Below are 24,327 nucleotides of genomic sequence, written 5' to 3'. Positions count from 1 at the left end.
CGATTGGCGCGGAAGCGTTCAAGAGCGGGTCGCGGTGGATAACCTCTCACCATGAGTGTGCGGCGGATTATGGGTATCGAGACCGAGTACGGGATCTCCGTGCCAGGCAACCCCGGGGCCAACGCGATGGTCACCTCCACCCAGGTGGTCAACGCCTACCTGGCCGCCTCGGCGGCCCGGGCGCGACGTGCCCGCTGGGACTTCGAGGAGGAGAACCCGCTGCGCGACGCGCGCGGCTTCGACCTCGCGCGTGAGGTCGCCGACCCCACGCAGCTCACGGACGAGGACCTGGGGCTGGCCAACGTCATCCTCACCAACGGCGCCCGCCTGTACGTGGACCACGCCCACCCCGAGTACTCCGCGCCGGAGGTCACCAACCCGCTCGACGCGGTGCTGTGGGACAAGGCCGGGGAGCGCGTGATGGCGGACGCGTCCGCGCGGGCCGGGACCACCCCGGGCATCGACCCCATCCAGCTGTACAAGAACAACACCGACAACAAGGGCGCCTCCTACGGCTGCCACGAGAACTACCTGATGAACCGGTCGACGCCGTTCGGCGACATCGTCCGGCACCTCATCCCGTTCTTCGTCTCCCGGCAGGTGGTGTGCGGCGCGGGCAAGGTCGGCATCGGCTCGGACGGCCAGGGCAGCGGGTTCCAGATCTCCCAGCGCGCCGACTTCTTCGAGGTCGAGGTGGGTCTGGAGACGACCCTCAAGCGCCCCATCATCAACACCCGGGACGAGCCGCACGCCGACCCCGACCGGTACCGGCGGCTGCACGTCATCATCGGCGACGCCAACATGAGCGAGATCTCCACCTACCTCAAGCTGGGGACGACCGCGCTGGTGCTGTCGATGATCGAGGACGGGTTCCTGAGCGTGGACCTGTCGCTGGAGACCCCGGTGGCGGACCTGAGGGCGGTCTCGCACGATCCGGGGCTCACCCACAGGGTGAAGCTGCGCGACGGGCGCAGGATGACCGCGCTGGAACTGCAGGGCGAGTACCTGGACCAGGCGCGCAAGTACGTGGAGGACCGCTTCGGCACCGACGTCGACCCGGACACCGCCGACGTCCTGGACCGGTGGGAGTCGGTGCTGAGCAGGCTGGGGTCCGACCCGATGAGCCTGGCTGCGGAGCTGGACTGGGTCGCCAAGCTGAAGGTGCTGGAGGGGTACCGGTCGCGGGACAACCTGGAGTGGTCGCACCCACGCCTGCAGCTGGTGGACCTCCAGTACTCGGACGTGCGCCCGGAGAAGGGCATCTACAACCGGCTGGTGGCCCGCGGCCGTATGCAGCGCCTGGTGGAGGAGGCCGAGGTGAACCGCGCGGTCACCGAGCCGCCGGAGGACACCCGGGCCTACTTCCGGGGCCGCTGCCTGGCCAAGTACGCGGACGAGGTCGCCGCGGCCTCCTGGGACTCGGTGATCTTCGACCTGCCCGGCTACGACTCCCTCCAGCGGGTTCCCACCCTGGAGCCCCGCCGGGGAACCAAGGAGCACGTGGGAGCCCTGCTGGACGCTTCGGACACCGCGGCGGACCTGGTCGCGGTGCTCACCCGCAGGCAGTGAGGTACTGAGACGACGTCTGGGGCGGGACCGCGAGGTTCCGCCCCTCGGTCGCTGCGGTCCCCCGTTTGATCACGCGGAGATAACGCCCTGCGTTTGCGCAGGTCGGCAACTGTGAGCCCCGCGCACGCGGGGATGGACCGTGGGCGCGGACCGGTGATGTGCAGACCCGGCGGTGAGCCCCGCGCACGCGGGGATGGACCGCTGAGGTTGCGCACCCCGGACTCGGCGTTGGTGTGAGCCCCGCGCACGCGGGGATGGACCGCCGGTTGCTGCATAAATTTGTACGAACGGGTGGTGAGCCCCGCGCACGCGGGGATGGACCGAGATTGTCGCAGGTACCGGTAAGTAACTTGGAGTGAGCCCCGCGCACGCGGGGATGGACCGCACCTGCTTGCGGTACAGCTGGCCGCCCACAGGTGAGCCCCGCGCACGCGGGGATGGACCGGGGGCATCGAGCATCTGGCGGGCGCGGTCGTTGTGAGCCCCGCGCACGCGGGGACAGACTCGGCGGACAGCGGCGGAAGTGTGAGCCCGTGCACACCGGAGTTCCGCACGGGGTGGCCCTCCAAACCGTGCCTGAGGACGGTTTTCGCAGGCCAGGCGCCGACCGCTATGTCCTGAAAGCCTGTGGCGGGATCCCCGCTTCCGAGGCCGCTCCGAGTCGTGTGGCAGTCCCATGTTTGCCCGCGGCGAATCGGGTAGAGAGGGGTGTAACGCATCTGCGCGCCCCGAGGACCAGGGGGTACGGCCTCTACGGTCGTGCGGTCCCGGGATGACACAGCGCGGGTGCGGGGCCGGGCGCTCATGGGGGTGCGCGCGCGGCCCGCGCCGGACCGCCGGTATCGGGGGATGCCGCAGGGTCCGGCGAGACGCGGAGGCCCCCGCGCGACCGAGCGTCGCGCGGGGGCACTTCCCTTTTCCGGGACGGACGGGCGCCCGAGGGCTGCTCCGCAGCCGACCCCTCGCCGGAAGGGGTCACGCCGCCGGCGGCTGCCCGGGCTCGCTCGCGGGCTCGCCCCCCTGGGCTGCGGCCTCGCGTACGGCCTCGGCGATGGCGTGGAAGTCCTTCTTGAGGATCGCGCCGTGGTTGCTGGGGACCTTCGCGCTGACCCGGATGCGGGGGTTGCGCGCGGTCACCTCGTCGAGACTGGTGCGGATCTGTTCCTGCTCGTCACCCTTGCTGCCGAAGGACGTCCCCGAGGCGACCACGTACCGTGTCGGGACGGCGATGGCGTCCAGCACCGGGCCCAGTTCGCCTTCCCGGGAGATCCGGCCGAGCTCGATGTTGCTGTCCGCCATCTGCTCGGCGTTCATCCGCGGGGTCAGGCCCGTCGGACGCATCAGCGTCATGAAGGGGCTCAACCGCTTGAACAGCTTCCGGATCCGCTGCTCCGTGGCCTCGTCGATCCAGTCGTAGGGGAAGGCGCCGTCGACCAGGACCGCGCCCAGGGCCCGGTCCGGGTTGCGGCTGGCCCAGTGCGCTCCGACGAACGCGCCGTAGGACCAGCCCACGACCAGGGCCCGCTCCACGCCCCTGGCCGCCAGGACGGCGTCGACGTCGCGGACGGCGATCTCGAAGGAGTAGTCCGCCGACGTCTGCGACTTCCTGCCGCGGGCCCGTTCGTCGTAGGTGATGTGCCGCCATCCGGGGCCCAGGTCGGCGATGACCCGGCGCCAGTAGCCCTGGGTGGCGAACTGTCCGTTGAGGTAGACAACGGGGGTGCCGGGGCCGCCGGTGTCGGTGACGGCCAGCGCCGTGTCGTCGACCGGCACCATGCCGGTCCATGCCGCGCGGGTCGGGGAAGTGCTGTTCTTCGTCATGTCTCGCCTTGTCCTGTCTGGTTTTCTGCGGGAGTGGTCAGGGCTCCGTGTCGGCCCGGTCGTGCTTTCTCAGAGGCTGCTGGCGGTGATGTCGCCGAGCGAGGTGGTGGCGCGGATGTCGAGTCCGGCGGCGCCGTCGTTCTTGAGGGCGTTGCTGATGCGGCCCCGGTCGGCGCCGGCGTCCAGGGAGGCCGAGACGCCGGTGGCGGCGGTGACCGAGATGTCGCCGGACTGGGTGCGCAGCACGACCGTGCCGCGTACGGCCTCGGCGATGCGGATGTCGCCCCGGGTGGTGCTGATCTCGGCGGGGCCGTTGAGTCGGCCGACCTCGACGTCGCCTTCGACCGCAGTGAGGCGGACGCTCGCGGCCTCGTCGATCTTGGTCCGCCGGTGGGAGCCCTCGAAGGCGACGTCACCGAGGCGTCCGACACCGCGCAGCTCTGTGGCGGCGGACGTGGCCTCGACGGCCGAGCCGGCGGGCAGCCGGACGGTGACGTCCAGGGACCCGGTGGAGCCGAAGAGCCGGTCGGGGGCCGGGGCCGTGATCCGCAGGACGCCGTCGGTGTAGGCGACGGTGGTCTGCTCGGCGGCCCTGGTGTCGCGGTTCTTTGAGGGGTCGGCGGGCCGGACCTCGACGGTGGTGTCGGCACGGTCCGCGGCGATGATCTGGATGCGGCCGGCGGGGACGTCCAGGACGGCGGAGATCGGGGTGGGGGTGGTGAACTTCTGCATCGTGTGCTCCCGTGCTCGTTTGTTTCTGATACGGGAAACGCTACGTTGTCTTTCCTTGTTCGGCAACATCCTTGTTGTGCGAAATTGCCATCAGCGCAGGTGAATACCGTGAAAGTGTTGCAGTGAGAGTCGAGATAATGCAACGACGGGGGTGTTATTCATTGCAATGGTTGAAGGATGAACGCTATGGGGGGCCGGCCGGGGCCGCCGCTCCCGGTCAGCTGTGCCAGATGCCGTCGAAGCAGGGCATGGGGTCCAGGCTCAGCGCGGTCCACAGCTCCAACCGGGTGCGGGGGTCGTCCAGGGACCGGCCCATGACCCGCTCGGCGATGCGCAGCCGCGAACGCAGCGTGTTGCGGTGGATCCCGAGGTCCCGTGCGGTCGCCTCCACCTGGGCGCTGTTGTCCAGGTAGTGCAGCAGCGTGTGCGCCAGCTCCGTCGCGTTGCGCGCGTCGTGGTCGCGCAGCTGCCCCAGGACCGCCTGGTCGAAGACGCGTGCTCCGGTCGCCGGGACCGAGGACCGGAGCAGGGCCCACGCGTCGGCCTCGTCCACGTGCCGGTAGCCGTCGGCGGCGGCGTTGCGGGCCCGGTCCACGGCGGAGGGCAGGTCGTCCGGACGGCGCGCGCCGCACGCACCCGCGGCGGAGGGGCCGTCCGCCTCCGAGGCCAGGGCCGTGAACAGGCGCTCCCCGGTGTGCGGCCGACCGCTCGCGGGCAGCACCGCCAGCAGCACGTCGTCCAGGGCGGCGAGTCCCACCCGGTGGGCCACGTCGGTGTCGCCCAGCACGTCGACCAGCGCGTCCGCCGCGCGGTCCATCAGGGCGACCGGGTCGGGGGTTCGCAGGCACACCACCTCCCACGGGGGGACGGGCAGGGTCAGCTGGACCTGGGGGCGTCCGGTCGCGACGGCGCGGAGCACGGGCGCGCGCTCGCGGTACAGCGCCCGCCGGGCGTCGCGCGAGTGCAGGAGGTCCACCGCCAGCAGCGACGCCGCGTGGTTGGCGAGCATCCGCACGTGGGGGGTGACCGGGAACGGGCAGTGCAGCGCCAACCAGCCCAGCGTCCGCCCGGCCGGGCCCAGCGTCTGGAGCAGGATCGTCGCGTCCCCGTCCGCCAGCAGCGTCATCCCCCGCGGGCGTCCCGCCAGCGCCGAGCGCACCGTCGCGTGCCAGGGGGGCTCGGTGTCCGGCACCGACACACTGGTCATCCCGTTCCGGTCCAGCAGGAGGGACGCCCCGGCCGTCGACGAGGACAGCTCTCCCATCACCCCGGCGGGCCCCGACCGCAGGGCGGCGCGCGCCATCGCGTCCTGCGCGGTCAGCAGCCGGTGCTGTTCCCGTGTCCGCTCGGCCGCGTAGTGGTCGGCGACCGTCTCCACCACCGCGATGAACGGGGTCTCGCCCTCCACCCGCAGGACCGGCAGACCCAGGGCGTCGCCCTCCTCCAGCACCTCGGGCGGGATCTCGCGCAGCCAGACGTCGATCGCGAAGGCCAGTCCCGCGCACCCGGCCCCGTGCAGGCGGCGGACGTACTCCCGGCGCGACCGCTCGTCGGAGCCCAGCCCCAGCCCGACCGTCAGCACCAGTTCGCCGCCGCGGAGCCACCGCACCGGGTCGTGCAGCTCGGTCACGTGCGCCCATCGGATGGACCGGCCCAGGCCGGTGTGCCCGGCCGCGGCCCGCACCTCCAGGGCGGGGTTCGCGGTGATGTCGCCGACCGTGATCGTCACGGGATCCCACCTCCGGAGGGGGTTGTGTGCACCTTGCACATTTGTAACAGCGCGTGGAGTGCGGACCGTCCCGACCCGGGCGGCGTCGGGGTGTCTACGGTCACAACAACATCCGAACCGGCTGTGGCCAGCGGCGACACCCCTCCCAGGGGTGCGGCCGGGACTCACCGAACGCGCAACGGAGTACACATGTCAGACCGGACCGCCCCCACGTCCTCGCACCCGGCGCGTGCGGCGATAGCGGCCTTCGTGGGCACCACCATCGAGTGGTTCGACTTCTACGTCTACGCCACGGCCGCCAGCCTGGTGTTCGGCACCCTGTTCTTCCCGCCCGGCACCGACCCCATGATCGGGCTGATGGCGTCCTTCGCCACCTTCTCCGTGGGCTTCTTCGCGCGCCCGCTCGGCGGGATCGTCTTCGGCCACTTCGGTGACCGGCTCGGCCGCAAGTCGGCGCTGGTCATCACGCTGCTGATGATGGGCGTGGCCACGTTCTGCGTGGGTCTCCTGCCCACCTACGAGCAGGCCGGCTTCATCGCCCCGCTGCTCCTGGTGCTGCTGCGCTTCGTGCAGGGCATCGCCGTGGGCGGGGAGTGGGGCGGCGCCGTCCTGATGGCTGTCGAGCACGCCCCCGAGAACCGCAAGACGTTCTACGGCGCCTTCGCCCAGCTGGGCAACCCCGCCGGCGCCCTGCTCGCCACCGGTTCGTTCGGGCTCATCGCCGCCTGGGACGCCGACCTGCTGTACACCTGGGGCTGGCGCCTGCCCTTCCTCGCCTCGGTCCTGCTGGTCCTGGTGGGCCTGCTGATCCGGTTGAAGGTCGAGGAGTCCCCGGTCTTCGAGGCCGTCCAGGAGAACGACGGCCGGCCGGCGGAGCTGCCCCTGCGCGAGGCCGTGCGCACCTCGTGGCGCCCCCTGCTGCTGGGCATCGGCATCCTGCCCGTGGCCGTCGGCGGCTACTACATCGTCACCACGTTCCTCCAGGCCTACGGCGTCGAGGTCGGCGTCAGCGAACAGGTCATCCTCAACGGCCTGAGCCTGGCCGCGTTCGTCGAGCTGGTCGCCACCCTCGGCGTGTCCTGGCTGGGCGACCGCTTCGGCACCGTCCGGGTCGTCACCATCGGCCTGGTGGGGGTCATCGTCCTGGCCCTGCCCCAGTTCCTGGTCATGGAGACCGGCAGCACCCTCCTGATCTTCGTGATGCTGTGCGTCATGCGCCTGGCCATGGCCGCCGTCTACGGCCCCATCGCCCGCGTCCTCGCCCAGATGTTCCCGCCCCGGGCCCGCTACACCAGCATCTCCATCGCCTACCAGGTCGCGGGCGCCGTCTTCGGCGGCCTGTCCCCGATCGTGTGCACGGCCCTGTTCGCCGTGACCGGCAGCATCCTGCCCGTCGCCGGCCTGCTCATGGCCATGGCCGTGGTGAGCATCGCCTGCCTGGCCAAGGCCCCCCGCCACCAGGACGACGACCTGGTCACCGCCGCCTGACGCGGCCGTCCGCACACCCGCCGCCGCACCGCGGCGGCACCACCGCACACCCACCGCCGCCGGGCCCTTCCGTCCGGCGGCACCCCACCCAGGGAGGAACCGCACCCGTGTCCGGTCTGCTCATCCACAACGCCAACGTCCTGACCATGGACGACACCAACCCGCGGGCCGAGGCCGTCGCCGTGCTCGACGGACGGGTCCGCCTCGCCGGGAGCGTCGAGGCCGCCAGAGCCGCCGCAGGTCCCGGCGCGACCGAGGTGGACGCGGGCGGGCGGACCGTCCTGCCCGGGTTCATCGACCCGCACAACCACCTGCTGTCCACCGCCGAGTCGCTGGCCGCCGTCGACGCCGGCTACCCGCGCGTGGGCAGTGCGGCCGACCTGGTCGCGGTCATCGGGGCCGAGGCCGAGCGGACCCCGCCGGGGCAGTGGATCCGCGCCTTCCACATGGACGACGCCAAGTTCCCCGGGGGCCGCCCCACCCGCCGCGACCTGGACGGCGCCACCGGCGAGCACCCGGTCATCGTCTACCACGTCTCGGGCCACCAGGCGGTGGTGAACTCCGCCGCCCTGGCCTGGAGCGGTATCGGCGAGGACGTCCCCGACCCGTCGGGCGGCTCCTTCGTGCGCGACGAGGGCGGGCGCCTGACCGGGATGGTCCTGGACTCGGCCATGGAGCTGCTGCTGCCCCTGGCGGTCGACATCGGCTGCCACGGCCCCAACTTCCACACCGACCTCCCGGCCGAGCAGCTGCTGGGCTGGCTCTCCGCCGCCGCCGTCCCCTACCTGTCGGCCGGTGTCACCACCGTGTGCGACCCGCAGGTGTCGGCGCGCGAGCTGCGCGTCTACCGGGCTGCCCGCGCCGCCGGGACCCTGCCGCTGCGCACGTTCGGCATGCCGCTCTCCCACCAGCTGGACTCGCTCACCCACGCGGGGCTGGCGAGCCCCTTCGGCGACGACTGGCTGCGCCTGACCGGCATGAAGTTCTACTCCGACGGGACCCTCCTTGGCGGTACAGCCAAGTTCAGCGTCCCCTACGGCGAGCGGGGCGAGTTCGCGGGCAGCCTCTACCACCACCCCGACCAGCTCGTCGACCTGGTGACGCGGGCGGCGGCAGAGGGCTGGCAGGTGGCCATCCACACCCAGGGCGACGCGGCGATGGAGAACACCCTGGCCGCCATCGCCTCGGCCGCGCGCGTGTCCGGCCCGGACCCGCGCCCGCGGGTGGAGCACTGCGGCTACCCGACCCCGGAGCAGGCCAGGCGCTTCACCGACTACGGGGTCATCCCGGTCAACCAGCCCAACTTCCTGTACGACAGCGGCGGCGACTTCGTCCGCCGCCTCGGCGAGCGGGCGCACCGGCTCCAGCCGATGCGCGAGGAGATCGACCTGGGTCTGCGCCCGGTGCTGTCCAGCGACTCGTTCGTGTCCAGCCTGCGTCCGATGGACACCGTCGCCAACGCGGTGTGCCGTACCACCCGGGAGGGCGCCCCGATCGGTGTCGAGCAGGCAGTCACCCTGCACGAGGCGCTGCGCGCCCACACACTGGACGCCGCCCACGCCCTCGGTGTGGAGGACCGGCTGGGGGCCCTGCGCCCCGGATACCTGGCCGACCTGGTGGTCCTGGACCGCGACGTCGAGTCTTTGCCGGAGCAGCGGCTGCGCGAGGTCGACGCCTGGTTGACGGTGCTGGACGGGCGCGTCGCCCACCGCGCCTCCTGAGGGGCCTGCCCGGTCCCGCCGCACGCGGGGGCCGGGCGGAGCACCGGGGCGGCGCCGGGCACCCGGTGCCGCCCCGGGGACATGGGCGTCCCCGCCCGCTGACGCGGACGGGGACGGTCAGGGGTGGTGAGGAGGGTCAGCTGGTGCGGATGCTGACGCCCCAGGAGTTCACCATCGGCAGGACCTCCTGGTAGAAGGTGGTGCCGCCGACGGAGCAGTTGCCGGAGCCACCGGAGGTGACGCCCTGGGCCTGCGAGCCGGAGATGAACGAGCCGCCGGAGTCACCGGGCTCGGCGCACACGTTGGTGCGGGTGAGCGAGTAGACGGTGCCCTGCGGGTAGCTCACCGTCTGGTTGCGGGCCTGGATGGTGCCGCAGTGCCAGCCGGTGGTGGAGCCGGAGCGGCAGATGGCGGAGCCGACGGCGGCCTGGCTGGTGCCGGTGACGCTCTGGTAGCCGCCGGAGTTGTAGCGGGAGACCAGGTTGGTCAGCGTGAAGTTGGAGGTGCCCCGCACGAACGCGGCGTCGTTGCCGGGGAAGACCGAGTTCTGGAAGGTGCCGCGGCCGTTGCCGATGGTCACCGCGGTGCCGACGCGGCCGCAGTGGCCGGCGGTGACGAAGCCGGGCTGTCCGGCGCTGTTGGTGGCGGCGAAGCCGACCGAGCAGCGTCCGCCCATGGTGTAGGCGAGGCCGCCGATGATGTCGGCGTAGGTCTCGGGGGTCTCGCTGGTCTCCTGGACCTGGACGGCGGAGGCGTCCACGCCCGCCTCGGCGAGCAGGGCGTCGATGTCGGCGCCGGAGCCCTCCAGGACCTCGACCACGACGGTGTCGCTCGTGACGTCCGGGTACCAGCCGACGATGCCCTCCGGGACGTCGGCCGCGTTGAGGTCGTCCACGACCTCGGCCAGGCCCTCGGTCCCGTAGGAGACGACGCTCGCCTCGGCGCCGGTCGCCTCGACGGCCTCGACCGCCGCGGCGTCGGTCACCAGGACGGTGAGGGTGTGGGTGTCGATGTCGAAGGTGGAACCGCCGTAGGCGGAGCCGGCTGCCTCGGTGGCCTCTGCGTCGATCTCCAGGGCGGCCTCCTGGGCCTCCAGGAGGGACTCGGCCTCGGACTGGGTGAGGTCGAGGTCCCGCTCGAGGGCCTCGAACATGCTGGCGGCGTTGTCGTCGGCGACGGGGCCCTGGGGGAGGGGGGCGGTCGCCGCGAGGGCTCCCGGTGCCAGGGACAGGGCCAGGCCGAAGGCCAGGGCTCCCGTGCCGATGGCGGAGATGACGGGGGAGGGTCGCATGGGTGTCTACTCTCCAAGGGGGATCAAGGGGGATTCGGAGTGTCCGCGCCGGTAGGGACGGAAACCCCATTTCCGAAGGACGGAGTTGTTCCGACGTCCGGAATTCACCGAGACATCCGGTAAACGATCCCCAACATAAATGGACACTTTGGTGAGGGAAAGACCCGCTCTGTGTTGATCTATTCAGACGTACGAAGGATCGTCCGATGACCCTCTGTTCCGTCATGGCTACGCGTAGCCGTCCGGTGTGCGACCTTGCGGTTTCCGCAGTCGGGCGCTCACGGATCGAAGCGGTGGCCCGTGCGCAAGGGATGCTCCGTGGCCGGATGCGGACACCGGTACCCGGTACCGTTCGTGACAGCCCGGCTACCTGGATGTAACACCAGAGGTCACAGAGGTGCCAAAGGGGCTGTGCGGACGGTTCGCGGCGCGGCCCCGGGCGCGGACGTCTGGCCGGATGCGGACGCGTGGGCGGCCGGCGCCCTTGCGGGACGCCGGCCGCCCACGGGGCGGAGACGGCGGCAGGCCTCAGGAGGTGACCAGCTCCAGGCCCCACATGGCGAGGAGCGGGTTGACGTCCTGGAAGTAGGTGGTGCCGCCCGAGACGCAGCTGCCGGAGCCGCCGGAGGTCACACCCTGGGCCTGCGAGCCCGCGACGAAGGGGGCGCCGGAGCCCCCGGGACCCGAGCACACGTCGGTCCGGGTCAGGCCGTGGACCGTGCCCTGCGGGTAGCTCACCGTGTGGTTGCGGCCCAGGATCCTGCCGCAGCGCCACCCGTTGTAGGGGTTGGACGTGCACACGGTCGATCCGATCGGCGCGGGCTGTGAGCCGGTGACCTCGACGAACCCCCCGGCCTGGTCGTCGACCAGGTTGGTGAGGGTCCACCCGGGCCCCACGCGGACGAACGCGCCGTCGGAGCCGGGGAACTGCGAGTGCTGGAAGGTTCCCGAGGCCCCGGCGGGGATGCTCTCCACCGGGGCGCCCGCGGTGCCGCAGTGCCCCGCGGTCAGGAAGCCGGGCTCCCCCGAGGCGGTGGCGGCGAAGCCGATGGTGCACACGCCTCCGCCGGTCCGGAACAGGCGGCCGCCGACGACCTCGGCGTAGGGGACCGCCTGCTCCGCGCCCTCCCGCACCCGCACGGCGGCGGGGTCCACACCGGCGTCCTCGACGAGGGCGGCGGCCTCGGACGAGGCCCCGCCCACGGTCTCGACGACCACGGCGCCCTCGGACGGGTCCGGATACCAGCCGACGACCCCCGCGCGGGGCCCGGCCGCGTCGAGGCCGGCCACGACGCCGTCCAGCTCGTCGGCGGAGCGCGGGACCACCTCGACCCGCGCTCCGGTCCTTCGCACCTCCTCGGCGACGGAGGGGGTGTCGACCAGGACGGTCAGCCGGAGCGTGCTGCTGTCGAAGACGGAGCCCGCGTAGGCGGGACCGGCGGCCTCGGCGGCCTCCGCGTCCGCACGGGCGGCCTCCTCCTGGGCTCTGAGCAGGTCCCGGGCGGCCGACGGGCTCAGGCCGAACTGCGCTGCGACGGCGTCGGCCGGACCGGCGGAGGACCCGGGGCGGGCGGGCGCGGTGGAGTCCGGGGCGGCGGGGAGGGCGGCCCACGAGGGCGCCGGCGCGGATCCGAAGGCGAGGACGGTGGTCAGGGAGAGCGCGAGGAGGGCGCCGGCGGTTCGCGGCACGGGGGAGGGGGAGGCGTGCATGGTCGTCCGTTCTCCTGGGGGGGGGAGGGGTGTCTCCAGGAGAACCCGGAAGTCCGCTCGGCGCCAGACGTCCTCTGCCCCTGTGGACGACGGAGACGGCAGGCGTCCCCGCCCGCGGGTGCGGACGGGGACGCGCTGCGGTGGGCCGGTCGGCCCGGTCGGCGGCCGGGGTCAGCCGGTCACCAGGCTGAGCCCCCACGAGCTCAGCAGCGGTCCGACCTCCTGGTAGTAGGTCGTACCGCCGGAGGTGCAGTCGCCGGAGCCGCCGGAGGTGACGCCCTGGGCCTGCGAGCCGGAGATGAACGAGCCGCCGGAGTCGCCGGGCTCGGCGCAGACGTCGGTCCGGGTCAGGTCCTCGACCGTGCCCTCCGGGTAGCTCACCGTCTGGCCGCGGGCCTCGATGGTGCCGCAGTGCCAGCCGGTGGTCGAGCCGGAGCGGCACACGGCCGACCCGATCGGCGCCTGGGTGGAGCCGGAGACGGTCGAGGAGCTGCCCTCGACCCGGTTCGTCCCGGTCCAGTTGGACGTGGCAGCGACGTAGGCGCCGTCGCTGCCGGGGAAGACGGACTCCTCGAACACACCGGAGCCGGTGCCGTCGGAGCTCTCGGCGGTGGTGCCGGCGGTGCCGCAGTGGCCCGCCGTCACGAAGCCGCCCTGCACGGCGAAGCCGATGGAGCAGCGGCCGCCGCCCATGTAGTAGGCCTCGCCGCCGACGATCTCGGCCAGCAGTCTGGGCGCCTCGACCGTCTCCTGCACCTCGAAGGCGGAGGCGTCCACCCCGGAGGCCTCGATGAGGCCGTCGGCGCTCGCGCCCTCGGTGACCTGGATGACGACGGTGTCGCGCTCCACGTCCGGGTACCAGCCGACGACGCCCTCGGGCGCGCCGACCGCGTCGAGTTCGTCCACGACCTGTGCCAGGCCCTCGGTGCCGTACGAGACCACGGTGGCCTCGGCGCCGGCGGCCTCGACCGCGTCGACGGCCGCGGCGTCGGTCACCAGGACGGTGAGCTCCTGTGTCTCGGGGTCGAACAGGGAGCCGCCGTAGGCGTCTCCCGCGGCCTCGGTGGCCTCGGTGTCGGTCTCGAAGGCGGATTCCTGGGCCTCGAGAAGTGCTTCGGCCCCGAGCGGGGTGAGGCCGAGGTCCCTCTCGAGGGCTTCCAGCATCGTCGCGGACCCGCCGCTGGCGGCGGGCTCGGCGGGGACGACCGCCGCGGTCGCGCCCGGCGTCACGGAGAACGCCAGGCCGAACGCGAGTGCGCCGGTGCCGATCGCGGAGATAACGGGGGAGGGTCGCATAGATCCCTACTCTCCTTGGGGAATTCTGACGGGGGTTCGGGGCCCGACACCCGCCGGCGAGGGCGTCGGACCCCGGACCGGAGCCCGTGATGAGACGAAAACTCCGGCCGGTTCGCCGTATGTCCTGCAGTCAAGACACTCGGTCAACGTTCATCCACGTTAAGTGCACATCTTGGGCAACGAAAGGACCGAGAACCTGGTATTTCATTCACGTGACGAAAGGATCATGTGATGATCCGATGCTTTTGTCCCGATCACTCATCGTCACGACATGTCTGACCTTGTAGTTTCCTACTGTGATCATTTTCGGATCACACATCGGCTCTCGGCGCAAGGGGTGTTGTGTGGCCGGATCCGGCCACTGGAACCGGGTGCCATCTGTGATGGTTCGGCCACGCATATGTAACTGCAAAGGTCAGAGCGGTAACTCATGGGTAACTTTGTTTGCCTGGCGAACGGGCGTGCGTTTTCCGAACGGCATTGCGATGTATCTCGTTCTGCTCGGAGGTGCGGGCCCGGGGGCCGAACGCCCCGGGAGCCGCTCCGGGAGACACGCCCGGTGCGAAACGGGCGCCCGCGCGGGCCACGACGCGCGCACATCGGACGATCCGAGGTAACTAGCGGGTATCGGGCCCCGGGAAGGGGGTTGAGTCGCGCGGTGTTGGGCCAAGATAAGGGCGAGAGCCCCGAACGGGAGCCCGAACGGGAGGGAAGACGCCATGGCGACGAAGGACACGGGCGGTCAGAAGCACGCCTCGCGCCGCGACGAGGAGGTCGAGGAGACCGAGGCGGCGGCGGACGTCCAGGAACGCAAGGACCAGCTCGACGAGGACGTCGACGACATCCTCGACGAGATCGACGACGTGCTGGAGAGCAACGCCGAGGACTTCGTCCGGCAGTTCGTGCAGAAGGGCGGCGAGTAGCCGCTCCGCGGCGGTTCGCTGACAGCGCACCCGGGCGCCCCCGGCACCGCCGTGCGCCCGACTAGGGTCAGTCTCATCGGCCGGAGCACCGCCCGGCCGCCGAAAACAAGGACAACAGGCGCCCCACCCGCCCCCACGCCGGGGTGGGGCGCGAGTGGAGGGAGTCGCGTGTTCGAAGGGTTCGAGGGCGGACGGTTGCCGGCCGCTTTCATGAGTGCGGGAACCTCGTCCTTCACCGAGTTTCTCAGTTCGGTCAGCCCCGAGATGCTGCCCGGGCACAAGCTCCCGGCCGGAGGTGGGACGGAACACCTCACGCCCGACGCGACGACCATCGTCGCCCTGACCTTCCCCGGGGGAGTCCTGCTGGCGGGCGACCGCCGGGCCACCCAGGGCAACGTCATCGCCAACCGCGACATGGAGAAGGTCTTCCGGACCGACGAGTACTCCGCGGTGGCCATCGCGGGCTCCGCCGGGATCGGTATCGAACTCGCCCGCCTCTACCAGGTCGAACTGGAGCACTACGAGAAGATGGAGGGCCGCTCGCTCTCCCTCGAGGGCAAGGCGAACAAGCTCGCCCAGATGGTCCGAGGCAACCTCGGCATGGCGATGCAGGGCTTCGTCGTCGTCCCGATCCTCGTCGGCTTCGACGAGAACACCGGGGTGGGACGGGTCTTCAGCTACGACGCCGTCGGCGGACGCTACGAGGAGCAGCGCTACCACTCCATCGGCTCCGGGTCGGTCTTCGCCAGGGGCTCCATCAAGAAGCTCTACCGCGACGACCTGGACGAGACCGGCGCCGCCAAGGTGGCGCTCCAGTCCCTCTACGACGCCGCCGACGACGACTCCGCCACGGGCGGACCCGACCTGCACCGCAAGATCTTCCCCCTCGTCGACGTCATCACCGAGGACGGCCACCGCCGCCTGCCCGTCGAGGTCGTCGCCCGCCTGGCGACGGAGGTGGTCGAGGGGCGCGCCGAGCACCCCGACGGCCCCACCGTCGAGTTGGGCTGATCCGGCAGCCGTCCCCACCCCAGACTTCTCCCGACTAGGTAAGGAAACGATCCGCGGTGTCGATGCCGTTCTACGTCGCCCCCGAACAGCAGATGAAGGACAAGGCGGACTACGCGCGCAAGGGCATCGCGCGCGGCCGCAGCGCCGTCGTCCTGCAGTACGAGGGCGGGATCCTCATGGTGGCGGACAACATGTCCCGCACACTGCACAAGATCAGCGAGCTCTACGACCGCATCGGCTTCGCCGCCGTCGGCCGCTACCCCGAGTTCGAGAACCTGCGCCTGATGGGCGTTCGGTTCGCCGACGTGCGCGGGTACCAGTACGACCGCCGCGACGTCAGCGGGCGCCAGCTCGCCAACATCTACGCCCAGACCCTCGGAACCGTCTTCAGCGAGAGCCTCAAGCCCTGGGAGGTGGAGATCGTCGTCGCCGAGGTCGGGGACACCGCCGACGACGACGAGATCTACCGCATCACCTTCGACGGCTCCATCGTCGACGAACAGGGCTTCGTGGCCGTGGGCGGATCGTCCGAACACGTCTCCACCCAGCTCAAGGACCGCTTCGCAGCCGACGCCCCGCTCAGCGCCGCCCTCAACGCGGCCACCCGCGCCCTCGCGCGCGAGAACGGCGAGGAGCGGGAGCTGGAGGCCTCCAACCTGGAGGTCGCGATCCTGGAGCGCTCCAGGCAGCACCGCAAGTTCCGCCGCATCCAAGGCCGTCGCCTGACCGCCCTCATCGAGGAGGGCAAGGCCGGAGGCGCTGCCGCCCCGGGCGGCGACAGCACCGAGGACGAGGCCGACGAGTGATCTGAACGATGACGACGGTGCGGCGCGCCCGAGGCGCCGCACCGGCCGGGCGGGTGCGGACGGCGAGGGCCCGTCGTCCGCACCCCGGTGACGGGAAGTTGGTGAGGCCGCGTGGAACGACGGATCTTCGGGCTGGAGAACGAGTACGGGGTCACGTGCACCTTCCGGGGACAGCGCAGGCTGTCGCCCGACGAGGTCGCCCGGTACCTCTTCCGCAGGGTGGTCTCCTGGGGGCGCAGCAGCAACGTGTTCCTGCGCAACGGCGCCCGGCTGTACCTGGACGTGGGGAGCCACCCCGAGTACGCCACCCCCGAGTGCGACAGCCTCGTGGACCTGGTGGCCCACGACAAGGCCGGCGAGCGCATCCTGGAGGGGCTGCAGGTCGACGCCGAGCAGCGCCTGCACGAGGAGGGCATCGCCGGCGACATCTACCTGTTCAAGAACAACACCGACTCGGCGGGCAACTCCTACGGCTGCCACGAGAACTACCTCGTCGGACGGCACGGGGAGTTCGGCCGCCTGGCCGACGTGCTCATCCCCTTCCTGGTCACCCGCCAGATCATCTGCGGCGCCGGCAAGGTCCTCCAGACCCCCCGGGGCGCCCTCTTCTGCGTCAGCCAGCGGGCCGAGCACATCTGGGAGGGCGTCTCCTCCGCCACCACGCGCTCCCGCCCCATCATCAACACCCGCGACGAGCCGCACGCCGACGCCGAGCGCTTCCGGCGCCTGCACGTCATCGTCGGCGACTCGAACATGAGCGAGACCACCACCCTCCTCAAACTGGGCTCCACCGACCTCGTCCTGCGCATGATCGAGGCCGGGGTCGTCATGCGCGACTACACGCTGGAGAACCCCATCCGGGCGATCCGCGAGGTCAGCCACGACATGACCGGCCGGCGCAAGGTGCGGCTGGCCAACGGCCGCGAGGCCAGCGCACTGGAGATCCAGCGCGAGTACCTGGACAAGGTGCAGAGCTACGTCGACCGGCACGGCACCGACGCCACCGGCAAGCGCATCCTGGACCTGTGGCAGCGCACCCTGGAGGCGGTCGAGACCCAGAACCTGGACACCGTCGCCCGGGAGATCGACTGGGTCGCCAAGTACCAGCTCCTGGAGCGCTACAGGGACAAGCACGACCTGTCGCTGTCGTCGCCGCGCGTGGCCCAGCTCGACCTGACCTACCACGACATCCACCGCGACCGCGGACTCTTCTACCTCATGCAGAAGCGCGGCCAGATGGACCGCGTGGTCGGCGACCTGAAGATCTTCGAGGCCAAGTCGGTGCCCCCGCAGACCACGCGGGCCCGGCTGCGCGGGGAGTTCATCCGCCGTGCCCAGGAGCAGCGCCGCGACTTCACGGTGGACTGGGTGCACCTCAAGCTCAACGACCAGGCGCAGCGGACCGTGCTCTGCAAGGATCCCTTCAAGTCGGTCGACGAGCGCGTGGAGAAGCTCATCGCCGGAATGTGACCTTCCGCAGCAGTCGGACAAGGGCCCCGCCCGGAGGACGAAAGCCCTCCGCGGCGGGGTTCTGGCGTTCGGTGCGCTCCCGGGGGTGGTTACGGCCCTACTTTTCGGTAGTGTGACCCTGTCCCAAGCCGGAAATCAGAGGTTGTGACTCATGCACCGACGTGCCGCCGCCCTCGCGGTGCCGCTGGCCGCCATCACCCTGGCGGTCTCAAGCTGCGGAAGCATCCCAGAGGAATGGCGAACGCCAGCCTTCCTGCGCATGAACGGGGACCAGCTCGACCCACGGCTGCCCACCGTCACCGGCGAGGTCGGTGAGGAACCGGAGGTCGCCTTCCCCGAGTCCGACCCGCCGGACGAGGAGATCTCGGGCATCGTCAGCGCCGGCTCGGGTGAGGACGAGCTGGTGCGCGCGGACGACCTGGTCGTCGCCAACGTGGTCCAGTACCAGTGGACCGGCCCCGGCGAAGGCGAGCTCGCCGAGGGCATGTCCAGCTACGAGACCGGCGCCCCCGACCTGATCCGCATGGAGCAGATGCCGGAGCAGATCAGCGAGGTGCTGGTCAACCAGCCCGTCGGCAGCCGCGCCGTCTACGTCATGCCCCCTCTCACCGAGGACGAGCAGGCCCAGGCGGAGGCGGCCGGACAGGCCGCCCCGGCCGGCGCCAGCGTCCTGGTCATCGACCTGGTCAACAGCTTCAACAAGGGCTCGGTCGTGCCCGGGGAGCAGAGCACCGACGGCGGCGACGGCCTGCCCGTGGTGACCCAGGAGGGCCACAGCGAGCCGACCATCGAGTTCCCGGAGGACGCGGAGGCCCCCGAGGACCTGGAGGTCGTCCCGCTCATCGAGGGCACCGGCGACGAGGTGGAGGAGGGCGAGCAGGTCATCGTCCAGTACACCGGCGTGCGCTGGGAGGCCGACGACAACGGCGAGCACCCGTCCTTCGACTCCACGTGGAGCCGCGGCGGCGACCCGTTCGACACGACCATCGGCGCGGGAGCCGTCATCGAGGGCTGGGACGAGGGCATCGTCGGCCAGCCGGTCGGCAGCCGCCTGCTCCTGTCCGTTCCCGCCGACATGGCCTACGGCGCGACGGAGGAGGAGACCATGGGCGCTCCCGCCGGTCCCCTCGTCTTCGTCGTCGACGTGCTCGGGTCCTACAAGAACCCGCCGCCCGCCGAGGAGGAAGGCGGAGCCGCCCCCGAGGAGGGCGCCGAGGAGGAGGCCGACCCCGCCGAGGGCGGGGAGTAGCCGCCTCCGCGCGTACGCGTACGACCGCCCCCGCCGGCCTCCCGCGGGGGCGGTCGCGTGTCCGGGGCCGTTCGCGCCCCGGCGTGTCCGGGCCCCGGGGCAGGCGGGCCCCTGCGCGGCGCCGGCGCCTGACACGCCCGGTGGGTGCGGTCCCGGGCCGGACGAGGTCCCCGTGCGTAGAGTCGGAGGATCCGTGGACAGGCGAGGGGGAGTGATGTCGGACCGAAGGCGCTACTGCTACGTGTCAGGACTACGCCTCGGGGTTGCGGCCCTGGAGGAGCTCTGCGCCCAGGGGCGCCCGCCCGCCCTGGTGGTGTCCTACTCGGGGGAGCTGGCCCACCGCTGCGGGTACCTCGACTACGAGTCCGTCGTTCGCCGCCACGACCTGACGCACCTGCGCGTCCCGGACATCAACTCCGACGAGGTCCGGGACGCCCTCGCCGCGCACGGCGTCGACCTGATGGTCGTCGCCGGGTGGTCGCAGCTGGTCCAGGAGGACGTGCTGGACCCGCTGGCGCTGGGCGCGGTCGGGCTCCACCCCTCGCCCCTCCCGGTCGGGCGGGGGTACGCGCCCATCCCCTGGACCATCCTGCGCGCCATGCGCTCCAGCGCGGTCACCCTCTTCCACCTCGAACGCGAGCCCGGCACCGGCGACATCGTCGACCAGAGCTGGTTCGACGTCCCGGCCGACGCCACCGCCACCGGCCTCTACGAACGGGTCGGCCACCTCCAGTCGGAGCTGCTGGTCCGGCACCTGGACGACCTCCTGGAGGGCTCGGCCCCGCGGCGGCCGCAGAGCGGACACGCGTCGGTGTGGCCCACCAGGCGGCCCAGCGACGGCCACCTCGACCTCACCGCCGCCGGGAGCGACGTGGACCGGATGGTGCGCGCGCTCGCCTCCCCCTACCCGGGGGCGTTCGCGATGTTCGGCGGCGCGCGGATCACCCTGTGCGCGGGGGCGCTGCACGGGGAGGCCCGGGGCGGGGACCCCGGACAGGTGGTCTCGGTCGGGGAGGGGCGCAGGTGGGGGATCACCTGCGGGGACGGAACGGTGTTCGTGCCCGAGTCCCTGCGGGTCGACGAGGGGGTGCGGGCCGAGCCGACCTCGCTGTCCATGTTCCGCCCGGGCGCCTATTTCGACGCACCCTCCGAGCACATGCTCGCCTCCACCCGCAGGGTGCCGGTGCCCGGGCAGGCGCCGAGCCCGGACGCGCTCCAGAGCGCCTGAGAACCGGGCCTCCGGGGCCCGGGGCCGTGGGGCCCTGCCGCCGGACGGGGCGCGGCGGGCCGGGAGGCGCCCGGGCACCGGGAACGGCAGGGCCGGTGCGGACGGGCGGAACGCCGCGTCCGGCAGGCGCCGGGGCGCACACGGGGCGTCCCCACCCCGTCCCGTCCCGGGCCGGTGCGGGCGGGTCTGGCGGGCGCGAGGGGTGTGCGCACGGGCGGTCCCGGGCAGCACCGGGCCGGCGGAGCCGTGGGCCCCCTGTATCCAGGAAACCCCACCGGAGGGCGCGGGGGAAGGGGCTGTGGACGGTCCCGGGCGGACCCTACAGCAGCGCCGCCGCGTGGCGGCCCGCCGCGGCGGAGCTCAGGAACGCCGCCCGGTCCTCGTCGAGCCCGCGGCCCATCGTCGACACCTTCACCGGCAGGGCCGCCAAAGCCTCCTCCAGGCCGTCGACGCCGACCTCGACCAGGGTGTGCCGCTCACCCAGCGGCCGGGCCTGGGCGCGCACGCGCTCGCCGAACACCCCCGGCAGGACCGGCACCACCACGTCCGCCCGGGCCAGCGCCACGCGCCCGTACGCGGTCATGCTGTGGTGCGACACCCCCCGGTGCCGCTCGCGCTCGTCGGCCTCGCTCACCCGGAGCGCGGCCACCGGGCGCCCGCCCAGCACGGCCGCCGCGTTGACCGCCTCGCCGCAGGAGACCCCCGAGAACCCCCACGGGGTGCCGGTGCCCAGGTTCCCCGGCCCCTGGCACACCACCGCCACCTCCGCGCCCATCACGTGCCGGGCCGCCAGCAGCCCGGAGTGCACGGTGACCGCCTCCAGATCGCCCCCGAAGGCCTGCCCGGTGGTCACGCACCCCTCGACCAGGCCCTCCTCCCGCAGTGCCCCCACCAGCTGCGAGAACGCGGCGGGCAGGGCCCCGCCGTCCAGCATCACGTTGACGATCCGCGTCCCCGGCCGTTCCGCGCGCACCCCGGCGACCACCGCGGGCAGCGCCGAGTGCAGGTCGGCCACCACCACGGGCATGCCGTCCACGCCGTCGGCGGACCGCAGCACCCCGTGGTGGGGCGACCCCTGCTCGTCCGCGCCCAGCACGGTCGCCTGGAGCGGCGTGTAGCGGGCCTTCACCAGGTGTCCGGGCCCCTCCCGGTCGGCGGGGAGGCGGTCCGGGAGAGCCACGACCAGCGCGTACCCGCCCGTCCCCAGACCCAGGTCCAGGGCCCCGGTGTTGAGCAGCACGGAGTCCCCGACCCCGGGCTCCCCGACGAGGTCGGTGTAGGCCAGCGCACGGCACGTCGCCACGGGGCCCGTGCCTGTCCCCTCCGTGACCCCGTCCCCCTCGTCGGCGGGGTCCACCGCCACCAGGGCCAGGGCGACCCCCGGCCAGGACGGGAGGAGCTGACGGACTTCACCACGGCGCCACCGGATCATGCCAGGCACGGTACCGTCGTTGCTGAACCGGAGTAGGGACGACGCGCCAGAGCGCACCCCGGCCGGTCCATCCACCATGCGCGGGCGAGAAGGGTGCGGACGATGTCTCGCAGGAAGACGGAACGACAGCTGAACCTGGTCATCTGTCTGTTGTCCACACGCCGCCACCTGACCGCCCAGGAGATCAGGCAGACGGTGCACGGCTACGCCGAGGCGGACACCGAGTCGGCGTTCAAGCGCATGTTCGAGCGGGACAAGCGCGAACTGCGCGACAGCGGCATCCCCATCCAGGTCGGGACCGGGGACGCGGTCAGCGGCGAGGAGGGCTACCGCATCTCCCGTTCCGACTACGAGCTGCCGGAGATCGAGCTCCTTCCCGACGAGGCCCTCGTCCTGGGCCTGGCCGCCCGCGCCTGGAGGCACGCCTCCCTGGGCGAGGCGGCGGCCAACGCCCTGTTCAAGCTCCGCTCCGCGGGGGTGCCCGTGGACAGCGAGGCCGCACCCGGGCTCACCCCCGCGATGCGCACCGACGAGCCCTCCTTCGGCCCCGTCTGGCAGGCGGTGCGGGACCGGCGCCCCATCTCCTTCGACTACCGCAAGCCGGGGCAGGCCGAGTCCGAGACCCGCGAGGTCGAGCCCTGGGGCATCGTCAACCTGCGCGGCCACTGGTACGTGGTCGGCCACGACCGGCTGCGCGACGCGCGCCGGGTGTTCCGCCTGGGCCGCATCCGGGGAGAGGTGACCGTCCTGCGGGGAGGCCCCGACGTGGTCATCCCCGAGGGGGTCGACCTGCGCTCGGTGGTCGCGGGCCAGACCGCCGAGCCCGAGCGCACCGCCCTCCTGCGGGTGCGCGCCGACTCCGCGCACGCCCTGCGCCGCCGCGCCCTGCGCGTGGTCCCCGGGGAGAGGGACGGTTCGGGCAACGGCTGGGACACCCTCAGCTATCCCTACTCGGACACCCCCGCCCTCGTGCGGCGCGTCGCCTCGTTCGGCTCGCGAGCCGAGATCGTCGAGCCCGCCGGGGCCCGCGAGGCGATGGCGGCCCACCTGGCGGCCACGGCCGGGTCGGCCGGAGCCGCCGCGTCCGAGCCCGTCGGCACGGGCGGAGCCGGGGGGACCGACGCCCCCGCGCGCGGGCCCCGCTCGGCCGACCAGCTGCGCCGGCTGCTCATGCTGGTGCCCTACGCCCTGGGCCGCGACGTGCGCGTCCCGGAGGTCGCCCAGCACTTCGGGCTCAGCGAGAAGCAGGTCGTCGCCGACCTGAGCCTGCTCTGGATGTGCGGGCTGCCCGGCTACACGCCCGGCGACCTCATCGACGTCGACCTCGACGCGGCCAAGGAGACCGGCGAGATCATCATCGCCAACGCCGACACCCTCGCCCAGCCGCTCCGGCTCACCGCCGACGAGGCGGCCAGCCTGGTCGTGGGCCTGTCCCTGCTGGAGGCGCTCCCCGAGACCGAGGGACTGGAGGGCGGTGCGCTCAAGCGGGTCGGGGAGAAGCTGCGCACCGCGGCCGGGGCCGCCCTGGGCTCCCTGGCCGACTCGGTCCAGGTACGGGTGGAGGGGGACGAGCAGGTCGCCCGGACCCAGCGGCGCTGCGCCGACGCCCTGGAGGCCGGGCAGCGCCTGCACCTGCGCTACCTGTCGGGCTACCTGGACCAGGTCACCGAACGCGATGTGGACCCCATGGGCCTGGTCGTCCAGGACGGCTACCCCTTCCTGGAGGGGTACTGCCACCTGCGCGAGGACGTGCGCCTGTTCCGCCTGGACAGGGTGCTGGAGCTCACCGTCCTGCCCTACGCCGCCGAGGTCCCCGAGGGGGTGGGCCGCCGCGACCTGTCCGCGGGGGTGCTCCAGCGCTCGGACCGCGACGCCCAGGTCACCCTCGACCTGGAGCCCACGGCGGGCTGGGTGACCGAGGACTACGTGTGCGAGTCGGTGACCGAGCTCCCCGGGGGAGGGGTCCGCGCCACACTGCGCACGCCCGCCCCCGCCTGGGTGGTGCGCCTCGCGCTGATGCTGGGGCCGGAGGGGCGCGTGGTGGCGCCCGGAGCGCTCGCCGAGGAGGCGCGCGCCGAAGCACTGCGGGCGTTGGAGTACTACCGCACAGAACAATCCTGTGGGAAATTGGTCGAGACCACTTCGTCGCCCGAGTGAGGCCCAGCTGTTCACCGGGGGCAGGGGTGGCGGTCACTCCGCAAGGGATAAGGTGAACGCGTGATCGTCCTCGCCGTCCTGTTCGGTGTGTTCACAGCCGGACTCGCCGTCGTCGCGGCCCTCGCCCTGCGGGTGCGCCGCGCCGCGGGCGTGCTGTCCGAGCGGGTGGCACGGGCGTCGGACGAGTACCGGGCGAGCAGTGATGACCTGCGTGAGCGCGTCGGTCGAAGCGGTGCGGGGACATGACGGACCCGTATCCGCGTACGCGTACCATCGAAGGCGCTTGTTCGCGCCCCACAGAGAGGTAGAACCATGGGACCGTTCAACGGACCTACCCTCGCCATCCTGGCGATCCTGGCCCTGCTGCTGTTCGGAGCCAAGAAGCTGCCGGACCTGGCCAGATCCCTGGGGCGCAGCGCCCGCATCCTCAAGGCCGAGAGCAAGGGCCTGATCGACGAGGACGAGAACGCCGAGGCGAACGGGGCCCAGAACCAGCAGGCCTCCCAGCAGCAGAACCCCGCGGCCGGCCAGCAGTACCCCCAGCAGCCGTCGCAGCCGCAGCAGCAGAACTACCCGCAGCTGCCCCCCGGCCAGCGCATCGTCGACGAGTCCGGTGAGACCACCCACCGCACCTACGGCAACTGATCCAGGCGCCACATCCGCGTGGAGCCGCGCTCCGCGGTGCCCCCCGCAC

19 protein-coding genes and 1 CRISPR repeat array are annotated in these 24,327 nt (G+C 72.3%); of the genes, 12 read left to right on the top strand and 7 right to left on the bottom strand.

The genetic code is table 11. From position 1 onward, the window contains the following. The first annotated feature begins 51 nt into the window (after window positions 1–51). The gene (gene dop, locus OUQ99_RS20080) at window positions 52–1,569 is read left to right on the top strand and encodes a depupylase/deamidase Dop (protein ID WP_344180649.1); all 1,518 of its coding nucleotides are present in this window, start codon (window positions 52–54) and stop codon (window positions 1,567–1,569) included. 111 nt (window positions 1,570–1,680) lie between these two features. After that, window positions 1,681–2,075: a CRISPR direct-repeat array (repeat unit 29 nt; unit sequence GTGAGCCCCGCGCACGCGGGGATGGACCG). A gap of 469 nt (window positions 2,076–2,544) precedes the next feature. Here the strand turns inward: dop and OUQ99_RS20075 are convergent. From OUQ99_RS20075 to OUQ99_RS20065, 3 genes are all read right to left on the bottom strand, one after another. After that, complete coding sequence (locus OUQ99_RS20075; RefSeq protein ID WP_267945328.1) at window positions 2,545–3,390, bottom strand: alpha/beta fold hydrolase; 846 nt, start codon at window positions 3,388–3,390, stop codon at window positions 2,545–2,547. A 69-nt stretch (window positions 3,391–3,459) separates the two neighbouring features. Further along, window positions 3,460–4,122, bottom strand: a complete 663-nt coding sequence (locus OUQ99_RS20070) for a DUF4097 family beta strand repeat-containing protein (protein WP_267945327.1) — start codon at window positions 4,120–4,122, stop codon at window positions 3,460–3,462. Window positions 4,123–4,339: 217 nt separating this feature from the next. Next, on the bottom strand, window positions 4,340–5,851 hold the full coding sequence (locus OUQ99_RS20065) for a PucR family transcriptional regulator (protein WP_267945326.1): 1,512 nt from the start codon (window positions 5,849–5,851) through the stop codon (window positions 4,340–4,342). A gap of 189 nt (window positions 5,852–6,040) precedes the next feature. On the opposite strand from OUQ99_RS20065, the gene OUQ99_RS20060 reads away from it, so the two are divergent. After that, window positions 6,041–7,339 (top strand): MFS transporter, encoded by a 1,299-nt coding sequence (locus OUQ99_RS20060; RefSeq protein WP_267945325.1) that lies wholly within the window; start codon window positions 6,041–6,043, stop codon window positions 7,337–7,339. Window positions 7,340–7,446: 107 nt separating this feature from the next. Continuing rightward, window positions 7,447–9,060: an amidohydrolase gene (locus tag OUQ99_RS20055; RefSeq protein ID WP_267945324.1), complete on the top strand. Its 1,614-nt coding sequence runs from the start codon at window positions 7,447–7,449 to the stop codon at window positions 9,058–9,060. Window positions 9,061–9,196: 136 nt separating this feature from the next. Here the strand turns inward: OUQ99_RS20055 and OUQ99_RS20050 are convergent, their stop codons facing one another. The 3 genes from OUQ99_RS20050 to OUQ99_RS20040 all read right to left on the bottom strand — a co-directional run bounded on the left by OUQ99_RS20050 (window position 9,197) and on the right by OUQ99_RS20040 (window position 13,357). Beyond that, a complete protein-coding gene (locus tag OUQ99_RS20050; RefSeq protein ID WP_267945323.1) occupies window positions 9,197–10,351 on the bottom strand; it encodes a S1 family peptidase in 1,155 nt (384 codons plus the stop codon). A gap of 528 nt (window positions 10,352–10,879) precedes the next feature. Beyond that, window positions 10,880–12,061, bottom strand: a complete 1,182-nt coding sequence (locus OUQ99_RS20045; protein WP_267945322.1) for a S1 family peptidase — start codon at window positions 12,059–12,061, stop codon at window positions 10,880–10,882. Between the two features lie 171 nt (window positions 12,062–12,232). Next, complete coding sequence (locus OUQ99_RS20040) at window positions 12,233–13,357, bottom strand: S1 family peptidase (protein ID WP_267945321.1); 1,125 nt, start codon at window positions 13,355–13,357, stop codon at window positions 12,233–12,235. Window positions 13,358–14,076: 719 nt separating this feature from the next. On the opposite strand from OUQ99_RS20040, the gene OUQ99_RS20035 reads away from it, so the two are divergent. The 6 genes from OUQ99_RS20035 to OUQ99_RS20010 all read left to right on the top strand — a co-directional run bounded on the left by OUQ99_RS20035 (window position 14,077) and on the right by OUQ99_RS20010 (window position 20,044). Continuing rightward, window positions 14,077–14,280 (top strand): ubiquitin-like protein Pup, encoded by a 204-nt coding sequence (locus OUQ99_RS20035; RefSeq protein ID WP_267945320.1) that lies wholly within the window; start codon window positions 14,077–14,079, stop codon window positions 14,278–14,280. A 168-nt stretch (window positions 14,281–14,448) separates the two neighbouring features. Next, on the top strand, window positions 14,449–15,291 hold the full coding sequence (prcB, locus tag OUQ99_RS20030; protein WP_267945319.1) for a proteasome subunit beta: 843 nt from the start codon (window positions 14,449–14,451) through the stop codon (window positions 15,289–15,291). A gap of 56 nt (window positions 15,292–15,347) precedes the next feature. Continuing rightward, window positions 15,348–16,097 carry a proteasome subunit alpha gene (prcA, locus tag OUQ99_RS20025; RefSeq protein ID WP_267945318.1) on the top strand — a complete coding sequence of 250 codons (750 nt, stop codon included), beginning with the start codon at window positions 15,348–15,350 and terminating at the stop codon, window positions 16,095–16,097. Between the two features lie 111 nt (window positions 16,098–16,208). After that, window positions 16,209–17,567 (top strand): Pup--protein ligase, encoded by a 1,359-nt coding sequence (pafA, locus tag OUQ99_RS20020; protein WP_267945317.1) that lies wholly within the window; start codon window positions 16,209–16,211, stop codon window positions 17,565–17,567. A 151-nt stretch (window positions 17,568–17,718) separates the two neighbouring features. Then, window positions 17,719–18,816 (top strand): FKBP-type peptidyl-prolyl cis-trans isomerase, encoded by a 1,098-nt coding sequence (locus OUQ99_RS20015; RefSeq protein ID WP_267945316.1) that lies wholly within the window; start codon window positions 17,719–17,721, stop codon window positions 18,814–18,816. Between the two features lie 214 nt (window positions 18,817–19,030). Then, complete coding sequence (locus OUQ99_RS20010; RefSeq protein ID WP_267945315.1) at window positions 19,031–20,044, top strand: methionyl-tRNA formyltransferase; 1,014 nt, start codon at window positions 19,031–19,033, stop codon at window positions 20,042–20,044. 319 nt (window positions 20,045–20,363) lie between these two features. On the opposite strand, the gene OUQ99_RS20005 is transcribed toward OUQ99_RS20010, so the two are convergent. After that, window positions 20,364–21,476, bottom strand: a complete 1,113-nt coding sequence (locus OUQ99_RS20005; protein ID WP_267945314.1) for a DUF3866 family protein — start codon at window positions 21,474–21,476, stop codon at window positions 20,364–20,366. A gap of 102 nt (window positions 21,477–21,578) precedes the next feature. Between OUQ99_RS20005 and OUQ99_RS20000 the strand changes: the two genes are divergently transcribed. The 3 genes from OUQ99_RS20000 to tatA all read left to right on the top strand — a co-directional run bounded on the left by OUQ99_RS20000 (window position 21,579) and on the right by tatA (window position 24,278). Then, window positions 21,579–23,633 (top strand): helix-turn-helix transcriptional regulator, encoded by a 2,055-nt coding sequence (locus OUQ99_RS20000; protein ID WP_267945313.1) that lies wholly within the window; start codon window positions 21,579–21,581, stop codon window positions 23,631–23,633. Between the two features lie 60 nt (window positions 23,634–23,693). Next, window positions 23,694–23,879: a hypothetical protein gene (locus OUQ99_RS19995; protein WP_267945312.1), complete on the top strand. Its 186-nt coding sequence runs from the start codon at window positions 23,694–23,696 to the stop codon at window positions 23,877–23,879. A 66-nt stretch (window positions 23,880–23,945) separates the two neighbouring features. Continuing rightward, window positions 23,946–24,278, top strand: a complete 333-nt coding sequence (gene tatA / locus OUQ99_RS19990) for a Sec-independent protein translocase subunit TatA (protein WP_267945311.1) — start codon at window positions 23,946–23,948, stop codon at window positions 24,276–24,278. The last annotated feature ends 49 nt before the right edge of the window (window positions 24,279–24,327 follow it).

The organism is Streptomonospora nanhaiensis (assembly GCF_026642255.1).
Classification (GTDB): domain Bacteria; phylum Actinomycetota; class Actinomycetes; order Streptosporangiales; family Streptosporangiaceae; genus Nocardiopsis; species Nocardiopsis tropica.
The sequence above is the reverse complement of the archived record's forward strand: the minus strand, read 5'-3'. Positions and strand labels throughout refer to the sequence as shown.